Source organism: Levilactobacillus sp. HBUAS70063, from assembly GCF_038374745.1.
Taxonomy (GTDB): domain Bacteria; phylum Bacillota; class Bacilli; order Lactobacillales; family Lactobacillaceae; genus Levilactobacillus.
Window position 1 is genome coordinate 117,056 of sequence record NZ_JBANSM010000004.1, and the last position, 12,066, is coordinate 129,121.

Genomic DNA, 12,066 nt, shown 5'->3' on the forward strand with positions numbered 1-12,066 from the left:
GCTCATTTAAAACGTGAAGCGCTTTCTTCTGCCATAGACTGGCAACGGTGAATTGCCGATAATTGGCGGTTACGTCGTCATGGCCAGTTTTCTTAGTTGCTATGCTGAACAAGAGTGGTATTGTGGAGCTAGTTGTAGTAGAATTACGTTTGCGTTTGAAATTGGAACGATTAATAAAGACTTTTTAGGCGGGTGCGAGCCCGTTTTCATTATTTATGGAGATAAGGAGTAAGTAGTCATGTGGCGTTATTTAAAGCGGGTTTTGATTGGGAAACCCCTAAAGACCATGGACGAAGGTGGCCAGGCGTTAACGAAATTTAAGGCGCTGGCCTTGCTGTCATCTGACGCACTGTCCTCCGTGGCTTATGGTACTGAGCAAATTACGACAGTTCTGATTACCTTGTCCGCAGCGGCCTTGATGTATCAATTGTGGGTTGCCGCGCTGGTTCTGGTCCTGTTGTTTGCGATCACGCTTTCTTATCAACAGATCATCCATGCCTATCCGACAGGTGGTGGCGCCTACGTGGTTGCTAGCACCAACTGGGGACAGTCGGCCGGTTTAGTCGCCGGGGGATCGCTGTTGGTTGATTATATGCTGACCGTGGCCGTTTCAACGACGTCTGGGACCGAGGCGATTACCTCGGCAATTCCGGCGTTGTCGCCTTATTCAGTGTTGGTTTCGGTGCTGATCGTTATCGGCATTATGTTGCTTAATTTACGGGGAATGCGAGAGTCGGCGTCCTTTCTGACCGGTCCCGTGTACTTCTTCATCCTGATGATTGTGGTCATGATTGGTGTGGGCTTTTACAACATCGTGACCGGGAGCATCACGTATCACGCCTCGGCACGACTGGGCGGTTCGGTCTCCGGGATGACGCTGTTGCTGTTCTTCCGGGCGTTCTCGTCCGGGTCTTCTTCCCTGACTGGGGTGGAAGCCATCAGTAATGCCGTGCCAAACTTTAAGAAACCGAAGAGTCACAATGCCGCGGCGACGTTGGCCATTATGGCAACGATCCTGGCCATCTTCTTCGGCGGGATTACCTTCCTCAGTTATTACATGGGGATTCGGCCCGAGGCAAGCCAAACGGTGCTTTCCCAGATTGGGGTCGGCGTTTTTGGCCATGGGGTTATCTACTATTTGCTACAATTGTCCACGGCTTTGATTTTAGCCGTTGCGGCCAATACCGGGTTTTCGGCCTTTCCGATTCTGGCCTACAACCTGGCGAAGGATAAATTCCTACCACACGCTTACCTGGACCGGGGGGACCGTCTCGGTTACTCCAACGGGATTATTTCCTTGGCGGTCGGGGCCATTGTCCTGATCTTCATCTTCCACGGGCAAACGACGCTGTTGATTCCACTGTACGCGGTCGGTGTGTTCGTGCCATTTACGTTATCGCAATCCGGGATGATTATTCACTGGTTCCGGACGCGCGAAGGGTTCTGGCTGGGCAAGGCCTTCATCAATCTGATTGGGGCCCTGATTTCCGTGGTCCTGGTCATCTTCCTGCTGTTCTTGCACTTCGCCAACGTGTGGCCATACCTCATCATCATGCCGCTGTTGCTCTTGCTGTTTTATCGTATTCACCAGCATTACAAGAAGGTGGCGCGGCAGCTGCGGGTGGCGGCCAAGACGAAGGCCGACATGCACGAGTACGATGGGGCGACCGTCATCGTGCTGGTCAGCAACATCACCCGGGTAACGGCCGGCGCCATCAATTACGCCCGGTCCATTGGGGATTACGTCATCGCCATGCACGTGTCCTTCGACGAGAATCCAGAGAAGGAACACAAGACGGCGCAGGAATTTAAAGAGGAATTTCCGGACATTCGGTTCGTGGATATTCACTCCTCCTACCGGTCGATCGCAACCCCGACGCTGCGGTTTTGTGACGTGATTGCTAAGCGGGCGGCCGAACGGAACTTTACTACCACGGTATTGGTTCCACAATTCGTTCCGCGCCATCCTTGGCAAAACGTCCTGCATAACCAAACGGCGCTGCGCTTACGGACGACTTTGAATTCACGAGAAAATATTATTGTTTCGACTTATAACTACCACTTGAAAGAGTAGTTCCGAAAGGCCCCCAAAACCGGTTTGGTTTTGGGGGCCTTTTTGAATGAAAGTAAAATTAAGGGGTACCGGCACGATGAGGTTCTGTTCACTAAGATTGGTGAAGCCATGAGCCCACGCCTGCTAGGGAGTCCGCCCTCTGCGTTTCAACCCCGATTTGGCGAACGGTCGGGCGGCTGGAAAGGAGCGGCGTCACGATCAGGCTACCGTAATCCCACCAGCGAGGCGAACGGTGGCACGAGCAGATCGACCACAATCGAGATGATGACCACAGCAATGGAAGCCATGGACCCCTGGATGGAGCCCAGTTGAACGGCCTTAGCCGAGCCTACCGTATGGCCGGCGGTTCCTAGCCCTAACCCGGCCCCAATGGGATCCTTGTCAATCCGGAAGAATTTGACAAGCCAGTCGCCCAGCGCGTAAATAATGACGGAATTCAGGATACAAGCGGTGGCCGTGACCGCGCCGACTCCACCAATGGCGTTGGAAATCGGCATGGCAATCGCCGTCGTGGCCGCTTGCGGTAGCATGGAGGCAATCCCCACGGTATCCAGGCCGATGAGCTTGGCGGCCTCGTAGATGACCAATAGGGAGATGCTCAGGCCAATGATCAGGGACAAAATGATTTCTAGCCAAAAGCGTTTGACAATGTCGTTTCGGCGATAGAGCGGCACGGCAAAGGCAATCGTGGCCGGATTCAAGAACCAAAAGATGATGTCACCCCCGGGCTTGTAGGCCGACCGATAGAACGTCTCGGTTGACGTGCCAAAGGTCTTGGCGAGGAGGAAGAGGACTAAAATACCCAGAACCATCCCGACAAAGAGGGGTTGAAAGAGAAAGAAACCTTTACTGACTTTGAAGAGCCATTGGCCGATGAGGTATACGACCAGTGACAAGAAGATGCCAAAGATGGCATTCCCAGCGGTGGAGCCGTCGGCGTTGTTCCCGAGACCGTCGCCGAGCCATTTGCCCCACAGCGCTAAATCGGGGTTTTCCGCTAAAATTATCATGTTATAACCTTCTTCGTTAAGGCGCTAAAGTGTCGTCTCTTGTTCCACCGTACAACTGCGGTGGAATAGGTGTTGTCGAAGCCAGATCAAGCCGACGGCGGTGTAGCTGACTAGCACCAGCATGACAATGGTGGCAATCAGAACGACCGCGGTAATCTGTAGCCCCTGAGTCTTTAAGATATCCAGACTGGCGGCTAGTTGAACGCCGGCGGGAACAAAGAGAAAAGCAATCAAACTGATCATGAAATCGGCAAATTTTTCAACGTGACGTAATTTTAAAATATGAGTGGCCAGTAGGGTGTAGAGAATTACAATCCCGATGACTGGCGTAGGGACTGGGAGCGATGCCGGAAACAGCGGTGAGATGAGGCTGGCCACAAAAAGAATGGCCGCGAAGATACTCATCTGTACCAGAATGGGTGCGGGCTGTTCGTCGACGGGCGCCGTCTTAGTCGTGGGGTGCTGTTGAGCCAAGATAAAATCTCCTTTCAGACGCAAGGCATAATCAGCGATGCGAGAGAGGTTACAAAGAAAACCTTGGCAGAGGCAGTGATGAAACTAGCTGTGAAACCGCTCTCAATCGCTCACCATCATTATATGAGATCTTGACGGTTTGCACAAGGCTAAACTGCGGTGTGGCGCGGTTCAGGCGACCACTTGTGCAGTGAACCGCGCTTGCAAGCGACCGAACGAGGTTTCAAAAAGCTTTTCAGAACGACTAATTTTTCACAAGCGTAAAAATTCGGGGGCGTCTTGTCAAATTTGGCCAAAAAAGTTTATTTTTTTGTGGGAAATGACGCCCAAGAATGACGGCCACCGTCTAGAATGACCTTTGTTCGGCGGACTACTTCAATCCCATAAAGGCCGCGAATGGGGGCACCACGATGTCGACCACAATGGAGATAATAACCACGGCGATGGAGGCCATGGACCCTTGAATGGACCCGAGTTGAAGCGCCTTGGCGGAACCGACCGTGTGACCGGCTGTTCCTAAGCCTAGGCCAGCGCCGATGGGATCGTTGTTGATCCGGAAGAATTTAACCAGCCAATCGCCCAGCGCGTAAATGATGACGGCGTTGAGGATACAGGCCATGGCGGTAACGGCGGCATTTCCACCAATCGCGGTCGCAATTGGCATGGCAATCGCGGTGGTTGCGGCCTGTGGTAGCATGGAGGCAATCCCGATATCGTTGAGACCAAGTAACTTGGCGGCACCGTAGATGAAGAACAGTGACGCAATCAGCCCAATAATGAGGGACAATACAATTTCAAGCCAGAAGCGTTTAACCACATCGTTTCGTCGATACAGTGGGATGGCGAAGGCAATGGTTGCGGGGTTCAGGAACCAGAAGATGATATCGCCCCCGGGCTTGTAGGCCGACTTATAAAAGGTTGCGGTCGTGGTCCCGAAAACCTTGGCCATCAGAAATAAAATGAAGATGCCGAGGACCATCCCAACGAAGAGTGGCTGGAAGAGGAAGAACCCCTTGCCAATCTTGAACAGCCATTGACCGATTAAGTAAACCAATAGGGAAAGAAAAATTCCAAAGATCGCGTTACCTGCTGGTGCGCCGGCGGCATTGGTGCCGAGGGCATCGCCTAACCACTTGCCCCAGATCGCCATGTGTGGCGCGGCTGTTAAAATAATCATGGACACTCATCTCTCTTATGCTTATTGAGTAAGAATCAGGCGGATAAACCTTATGACTTCACGTCAACACTTCGATGGAAGACGTGCTTGCGAATCCAAATCATTCCGGCAGTGGTGTAGGCCACCACGACCAGCATGACAATGGTTGCAATCAGGACCACGGCAACAATCTGGACGCCTTGGGTCTTGAGAATATTCAGGCTGGCGGCCAGCTGAATGCCCGATGGCACAAACAAGAAGGCAATCAAGCTGATCATGAAGTCGCCAAACTTCTCAACGTTACGCAGCTTCACGATGTGCGTGGCGAGTAGCACGTAGAGGAGAATGAGCCCGATAACCGGGGTGGGAACTGGAAAAGAAGGCGGGAAGAGGGGTGAAATCAAACTGGCAACAAACAGAATAGCGGCGAAGATCGCCATTTGAACAATGATGGGCGAGGGCTTCTCCTCCGTCTGCTCCGCCGTTTGGGGAACTTTATCTTGGCTAGCCATAGAAAAATCTCCTTTCGATGAAACACCAAATCTAACCGACAATCGGCCTAATTTCACAAGAAAATTAGGCGCCTATTATAAAGAAATTAATTAGGACTTAAATCTACCTGAACTAACCTCATTATATTGGGCGGGTTCCTAATACTCAAGCTTAATCTCCGCCATTTCGGGAATTCCGGCATATTTATTAACTAATATTGAGCCAACGTAACTAGGCATTTGTTTTCATGAGGTTTTCGTTGAACTAACTAAACGATGATTAAGCCCCACAAGTTTGTGAAAACTGGTTAGACCGATTGAAAAGGTTAACTTTTCTGAACAATCTTAAAATGGCGGTTGTGTTTAAATTGGGAGATTTGTATAATTAGCAAAAGATATGTAGAAAAGAAAGAGGACACTTTATGAGATTTGAGATTATTGTTAGCTTATTTGCTACCATGATTATCTCCGCAGTCCTAACGCCGTTTGTACGCCGCTTCGCGTTTCAAATCGGTGCGGTGGATAAACCGAATCAGCGACGGGTCAATAAGATTCCAATGCCAACGTTGGGTGGCCTGGCGATCTTTATCGCGTTTACATTTTCAACCATGTTCCTCTTGCGTGATCAGATGCCAACGCAACAGTTGTGGGGCCTGTTCGGAGGTGAGTGTATCATCATCGCGGGGGGCATGATTGATGACGTCTTTGAATTAAAGCCACGCCAAAAAGTCATGTTTCAACTGGCGGCGGCACTAGAAGTTTACTTCGTGGCCGGAGTGCGGATGCGTTATCTGACGCTGCCCTTCGTGGGGGTGTGGCACTTTGGCTGGTTGGCGTTGCCCATCACGTTGCTGTGGATTGTGGCGATCGTCAACGCGATTAACCTGATTGACGGCTTGGATGGCCTGGCCACCGGCGTGTCAATCATCGCGTTAACCACTACCGGGATTACCGGTCTGTTCTTCTTAAACGTGGCTAACACCTGGGTTGCCATCATGATTTTTGCCTTGGTGGCCGCGATGGTCGGTTTCCTACCTTATAACTTTTTCCCCGCCCGGATCTATCTGGGGGATACGGGGGCCCAGTTCATTGGGTTCATGATTGCCTGCTTCTCGCTGTATGGCTTGAAGAACGTGACGTTTATCTCCGTCATCATCCCCGTGATTATTCTCGGAGTGCCCATCACGGATACGGTGTACGCCATGATTCGCCGGATTTTAAACAAGCAGCCCATCTCGCACGCCGACAAACACCACTTGCATCACCGCTTGATGCAGCTGGGCTTGACGCATCGACAAACGGTGCTCGTGATTTACGGGATTGCGTTGATCTTTTCCTTTATTTCCCTGCTCTACCCGTTGTCGACCATCTGGGGGTCCGTCCTGTTGACGATTGCCATCCTGATTGGGTTGGAGTTGTTCGTGGAGGCCATTGGCTTGGTCGGTTCGGACCGGCAGCCCCTCCTGCACTGGATTAAGCGTGTCGTGAAGCAGTTAACGTCTAAAAATTCAGATTAGTTTCGAGCAATTGCCGGATTGGTGATTGGTCAAATGATTGAGGGCCGCGTGCTCACCTGTGAATGGGTGAGGATGCGGCCTTTACTTGTGCCCGTCCACCGCGATCCGGACCGAATTTGGCGAACGGTAAGGTGGAGGCGGACGAACCGGCAGTTGACAGAAAAAAAGCCCGGTCGATTGTCGAGAAAATGGCAATCGGTCGGGCTTTCGTGAGGCGGGATTTAGTTCAAATATTGGTTAAAGAAGGTGTCCAACTTGTCGAATGGAATCAGGTCGCGGTTCTTGCCGCCGTCATACAGGTCGGTATGCACGGCACCGGGAATCGTCATTAATTCCTTGTTATCGGTGTACTTAGAGTTGGTCGTCATCTTCTTGTATTCGTCCTTACTGAAGTAGTAAGAGTGGGCCTTGTCCCCGTGGACCATCAGAACCGCACTGCGAATTTCGTTGGTGTACTGGTTGATGGGTTGGTTGATAAAGGACATCGTCCCCGTGACGTTCCAGCCGTCGTTAGAGTTGACGGAACGGGCGTGGTAACCGCGGTCGGTCTTGTAGTAGGCGTTGTAATCGCGGATGAATTGTGGGGCATCGGCCGGAACAGGATCGACCACGCCACCGGCCCGCTTGTAGGCCCCGCTTTGGTAATCGGCCGTCCGTTGTTGGTTGAGGCCGACCTTCAGTTGATGGCGGTCTTCGTGCGCAGTGGGCTAGGCGCCATGCTGACCTTTGCGGGACTCTGTGACACCGGTGCCGATAGCGACCTGGTCTTTCGCCCGTTAGCGCCCCAACTGACGTCTAAGATGTATATTATTTGGAAGAAGTATCAGGTGTTCTCGCCGATTGCGGAGCGCTTCGTCAAGCAGTTGCGCCAGGCATTCCCGGCTTAATTGTCGTCAAAAAGGCGTCGGAAAGCGGATAGGCTTTCCGACGCCTTTCTAGTACGCTCACGATTCCGAGGTGTCCTGATGGCTGCTGGCGTTGATTTCTACCGGAACCTCATTGTAAATGACGTCGCCTAAGGTCACCGTCAATCGGTCGCTCAGCAGGTTGGTGATGGCCTGTTGGGTAGCCGCGACCGCGTCTAAATCGACGGCAATCGTCACGGCAACGTTGTCCGTGTAGACCGTATCGAGAGTGGCAATCTTTTCTTCCGTTAAGTAATGGTTGAGTCGGTCGTAATTGGCGTAATCCACGGCCAGCGTCATCTCCCGCTGACGGACGCGTTTGACCACGCCCACGGCCTCGATTGCCGTGGAGGTGGCGTTGCTGTAGGCACGAATCAGGCCACCGGCACCGAGCTTGATGCCACCGAAGTACCGGGTGACCACGGCAATCACGTTGTGCAGTCGATTACGCTGAAGCACCGTTAGAATCGGGACGCCAGCGGTTCCCGAGGGTTCACCGTTGTCGCTTTCGCGTTGAATCTCGTCGTGTTCGCCGATGACGTAGGCCCAGCAGTGGTGATTGGCCTTGGGTTCGCGGGCGCTGACCGTGGCCAGAAAGGCCTTGGCCTCGTCTTCGGTCGTCACCCAAGCGATATCGGTGATGAACCGGGACTTCTTAATCGTCAGGCTGTGCTGACCGGTTGCTTGAATCGTTAAATAGTCGGTTTCCATCAAAAAACACCTTTCTTAAAAAAATTTTAGCCGTTTTTTACGGAGTTAGTTCCTGTACCGTAAGAGGGGAGGAACGTCATGAATGATTTATCAGAATTCTTTGGCCGCCGCATCCCTGCCCGGCAGGTGATGCCGGCGTTGGGAGACGGTCAAGTCGCCGTGCAGCGGGTCGGCCGCCGCTATCGGTGTCAACGCTGTCAGCAGTGGGTGCAACCGGAAGATCGGTTGCCAAATGGCGCTTGGTATTGTCGCCACTGCTTGCAACTGGGGCGGGTGACGTCACAGACTAAATTATACACTATTCCGGAGCCCAATCGGTTTACGATCCCACCGGCGCCGATTCTGACGTGGACCGGAAAGCTCAGTGACGATCAGCAACGCGCCGCTCGGGCCGTTCGTGACCTGACCCAGCGGAAACAAAATCAGCTCCTGTGGGCCGTGACCGGCGCTGGGAAGACGGAAATTGTGTATCCAGCCTTGGCGTGGGCGTTGGCCCGGGGCTGGCGAGTGGCCTGGGTCTCCCCCAGAGTCGACGTGTGTTTGGAGTTGGCCCCGCGGATTCGCCAGGCCTTTGCGGCGGTGAGTCAGTGTCTCCTGTACGGGGAGCAGCCACTGCCGTACGCCTACAGTCAGTTGACCGTCTGTACCACCCACCAATTGTTGCGCTTCGAGCGGGCCTTCGACTGGATTATTGTCGATGAAGTGGATGCCTTTCCCTTGACGACCAGTCCGTTACTACAGGATGCGATTACCCGTGCGGAGAAGACAACGGGCTGTCACTTGTACCTAACGGCCACGCCGGGCGAGGCCCTGCAACGCCAAATCCGTCGGCACGAGGTGGCCACGACCTATTTACCCTTGCGTTACCACGGCTTTTTGCTACCGCGCCTACAATTACGGTTGGCCTGGCGGTGGCGGGCGGCTCTGGTGAAATCTCAGTTGCCCCGCGGGCTGCAACGCCAGGTGCTGGCCTACGCGCGGGTGGGCCAACGCTTCCTGTTGTTTGTCCCGCACGTGCGCGCCCTCGAACCGGTGATGGCGGCGCTGGCCCGGCTGGCTATCCGCAATGGCGTCAGCGTTCACGCGGCCGACCCGGACCGAACGGCCAAGGTGCAGGCCTTGCGGGACAAACGCGTCGACTTTCTCGTGACGACCACGATCCTGGAGCGTGGGGTGACCTTTCCAGCGATTGCGGTCATCGTCTTGGGTGGGGATGACCCCATCTTTTCCACCGCCGCCCTGGTCCAGATTGCCGGTCGGGCGGGGCGTCACGCCGACTTTCCCGCGGGTGAGGTGACCTGCTACGCACAGAGCCAGACCCGGACCATCCACCGGGCCCAGCGGATGATTGACCAACTGAATCGCCAAGGACGCCGGCAGGGCGGGCGACGACCATGACCATCTGTGTGTGGTGTCAGCGAGAGTTTCAGTCGAGCCTAGCGCTAAGGGACCTTTTATCTTGGCGGCCATTGCCGGTTCCCCCGCTGTGCGCGAGTTGTCAGGCCCGATTCGTGCCCATCACGGCGCAGCACTGTCCGGCGTGTGGGCGGCAACAGGACACATCGACGGTCTGTCACGATTGTACGCGTTGGGCGGCTGAACCCCTGACCAACCGGGCGTTGTTTCGGTATGACGCGGGGATGAAAGCCTACATGCAACAGTATAAATTTCAGGGGGACTACGCGTTGCGCAAGGCCCTACAGGCGCCCCTGCAACGGGCACTAGCTCAGCAAGACTACGATGTGCTGGTGCCCATCCCGATCGACCAGCAGACTTGGTTGACACGTGGGTTTAATCAGGTCACCGGGTGGTTGCGGGGGCAACCGTACCAGCAGGCACTCCTGGTCAAGGCGGATCACAAGACTCGGCCCCAATCGGCGAAGACGCGGGCCGAACGATTGGTGACGCCCCAGCCGTTCACATTAGATCCGCAGGTGGCGTCGGTGCTAGTAAATCGGCGAGTTTTATTGTTGGACGATGTCTATACTACGGGGCGGACGCTACGCCATGCCGCCGCCCAAATTTATTTAGGCGGCGCGAAAGCGGTTACTAGCCTGACTTTAGCGCGCTGAGGCCGATTAAATTTCGTGAGAATAATTGTTTCTGGTAGGGCTTTCTATTATAATAATAGTAAGCAAAGCATATTAGAAGAGTGGTCCTTCTAATGCTGAGCAAACCGAGTTTATCTTGGTTGAAGGGAGAGAAGTTTTATGCTCACATTTAATATTCGTGGTGAAAACATCGAAGTTACTGACGCAATACGGGATTACGTTGAAAAGCGTATCAGCAAGTTGGAGAAATATTTCGACAACAAAGTTGAGGCAATTGCGCATGTCAACCTGAAGGTCTACCAAAACAAGACAGCGAAGGTTGAAGTAACAATCCCACTCCCATACTTGACATTACGGGCAGAGGAAACTTCTCCGGACTTATATGCAAGTGTTGATTTGGTTACCGATAAGCTGGAACGGCAAATTCGCAAGTACAAGACCAAAGTTAACCGTAAGTCCCGGGAGAAGGGCTACAAGAATCTCGACTTCGCACCGGAAGCTACGGAATCAGATCCAGCTGAAAGCAAGGAGTTAGAGGTTGTTCGGACGAAGCGCGTTTCGTTGAAGCCAATGGATAATGAAGAGGCCGTCTTGCAAATGGACATGTTAGGCCACGACTTCTTTATCTACGAAGATGCGGAAACGAACGGCATTAGCATTGTGTACCGTCGTAATGACGGCCGCTATGGTTTGATCGAAGCCGACGACCAATAAACCAATAATGTTGACCTAACGAAGCACTGCCTGTCGCGGTGCTTTTTTAGTGTCCAACCAAGTGCGCGTTGCGCTGGCAATTGCTGGTCCAACTCGTTTTTGCTATAATCCGTGCCTGCGCCTGCCAGCAGTTCCGCCTGCTGTGGGGACCGCCTGCAGCCAAGAAGCAGGCTTCCGGCTCGCTTGGAAGCCTCGCAAGGCCCGTGAGTCTCCCAAGTCGTCCCACGCCGTAACCTGGCTAAAAACGCCAGCTAACGGCGTCGTCACGGCTGGCTCCACTACTGGCGATCTCCGGCTAGATAGTGGTTTTCATGGACCACGCGATTCAGATGGCGGCCATGAACGCTCCTATGCCTTCAGCAAATCGTTGTGTTTGGGTACTACCGGAGCCGAGAGTGAAGCCCCAGATGAGCTCAGCCGTGGGATTCCCTTAGCGGCTGGTTCTTGCCGGTTAGGGAATGGCGACTTGGAAACGCCGGTTCTTGGCGGTTTCAAGCGAGTCCTGAGACCGCTTCTCAGGCTCAGGGCGTCCTGCCCACAGCGTTCCAGCTCATCTGGGGCGAACGGCAAGGCGGCCAGTTCCGAAGAGGTAGCTGGCAGGCGCAGGCACAGATTTATCAACACGACCAATATTGACACGCGGGCAGTTTGGTTGCTCACCCTACAAAGGCTGGCGATAGTGAGTGGTGGGGTTGGCAGGGTGGTTGGTGACTATATAGAATAGAAGGTAGACCACCGCTCACCGAGGGGCTTGGCGGCGAAACATTTCGGGGTTTGCCGGTATTGCGCAATCATTAAGGGCGCTCATCTATTCGACCTGCTGTCATGGGATTGTTAAGTAACTGTTACGCAAAAAGCGATACTTTCCGGGGAGAATCTGGTAAAATTAATGAGATTATGCTTATACCTTGAGCTGGCCGCAATGGTTCGGGTACAGGCGATCGGTTGTTGCGAGAATAGTCA

At 53.5% G+C, this 12,066-nt stretch carries 12 protein-coding genes; 6 read left to right on the top strand and 6 right to left on the bottom strand.

Annotated elements, in window-relative coordinates; genetic code table 11:
• Positions 1-238 precede the first annotated feature (238 nt).
• Positions 239-2,074 (top strand): APC family permease, encoded by a 1,836-nt coding sequence (locus V8I28_RS07395; RefSeq protein ID WP_341779484.1) that lies wholly within the window; start codon positions 239-241, stop codon positions 2,072-2,074.
• Between the two features lie 203 nt (positions 2,075-2,277).
• Here the strand turns inward: V8I28_RS07395 and lrgB (V8I28_RS07400) are convergent, their stop codons facing one another.
• The 4 genes from lrgB (V8I28_RS07400) to V8I28_RS07415 form a co-directional block, all read right to left on the bottom strand.
• Positions 2,278-3,084 (bottom strand): antiholin-like protein LrgB, encoded by an 807-nt coding sequence (gene lrgB / locus V8I28_RS07400; RefSeq protein ID WP_341779485.1) that lies wholly within the window; start codon positions 3,082-3,084, stop codon positions 2,278-2,280.
• 24 nt (positions 3,085-3,108) lie between these two features.
• Complete coding sequence (locus V8I28_RS07405; protein ID WP_341779705.1) at positions 3,109-3,489, bottom strand: CidA/LrgA family protein; 381 nt, start codon at positions 3,487-3,489, stop codon at positions 3,109-3,111.
• Between the two features lie 439 nt (positions 3,490-3,928).
• Entirely contained in the window at positions 3,929-4,735 is an 807-nt protein-coding gene (lrgB, locus tag V8I28_RS07410; protein WP_341779486.1) for an antiholin-like protein LrgB, read from the bottom strand.
• A 50-nt stretch (positions 4,736-4,785) separates the two neighbouring features.
• Positions 4,786-5,226, bottom strand: coding sequence for a CidA/LrgA family protein (locus V8I28_RS07415; protein WP_341779487.1), 441 nt, complete (start codon positions 5,224-5,226; stop codon positions 4,786-4,788).
• A 401-nt stretch (positions 5,227-5,627) separates the two neighbouring features.
• Between V8I28_RS07415 and V8I28_RS07420 the strand changes: the two genes are divergently transcribed.
• A complete protein-coding gene (locus tag V8I28_RS07420) occupies positions 5,628-6,722 on the top strand; it encodes a glycosyltransferase family 4 protein (protein ID WP_341779488.1) in 1,095 nt (364 codons plus the stop codon).
• Between the two features lie 221 nt (positions 6,723-6,943).
• Here V8I28_RS07420 and V8I28_RS07425 read toward each other — a convergent pair whose 3' ends face one another.
• Positions 6,944-7,333: an alpha/beta hydrolase gene (locus V8I28_RS07425; protein WP_341779489.1), complete on the bottom strand. Its 390-nt coding sequence runs from the start codon at positions 7,331-7,333 to the stop codon at positions 6,944-6,946.
• A gap of 27 nt (positions 7,334-7,360) precedes the next feature.
• On the opposite strand from V8I28_RS07425, the gene V8I28_RS07430 reads away from it, so the two are divergent.
• Positions 7,361-7,609: a hypothetical protein gene (locus V8I28_RS07430; RefSeq protein WP_341779490.1), complete on the top strand. Its 249-nt coding sequence runs from the start codon at positions 7,361-7,363 to the stop codon at positions 7,607-7,609.
• A gap of 57 nt (positions 7,610-7,666) precedes the next feature.
• On the opposite strand, the gene V8I28_RS07435 is transcribed toward V8I28_RS07430, so the two are convergent.
• Positions 7,667-8,338, bottom strand: coding sequence for a YigZ family protein (locus tag V8I28_RS07435; protein WP_341779491.1), 672 nt, complete (start codon positions 8,336-8,338; stop codon positions 7,667-7,669).
• 78 nt (positions 8,339-8,416) lie between these two features.
• Between V8I28_RS07435 and V8I28_RS07440 the strand changes: the two genes are divergently transcribed.
• From V8I28_RS07440 to hpf, 3 genes are all read left to right on the top strand, one after another.
• Positions 8,417-9,736: a DEAD/DEAH box helicase gene (locus V8I28_RS07440; protein ID WP_341779492.1), complete on the top strand. Its 1,320-nt coding sequence runs from the start codon at positions 8,417-8,419 to the stop codon at positions 9,734-9,736.
• Positions 9,737-9,849: 113 nt separating this feature from the next.
• Positions 9,850-10,410: a ComF family protein gene (locus tag V8I28_RS07445; protein WP_341779493.1), complete on the top strand. Its 561-nt coding sequence runs from the start codon at positions 9,850-9,852 to the stop codon at positions 10,408-10,410.
• Between the two features lie 138 nt (positions 10,411-10,548).
• The gene (gene hpf / locus V8I28_RS07450; protein WP_341779494.1) at positions 10,549-11,103 is read left to right on the top strand and encodes a ribosome hibernation-promoting factor, HPF/YfiA family; all 555 of its coding nucleotides are present in this window, start codon (positions 10,549-10,551) and stop codon (positions 11,101-11,103) included.
• The last annotated feature ends 963 nt before the right edge of the window (positions 11,104-12,066 follow it).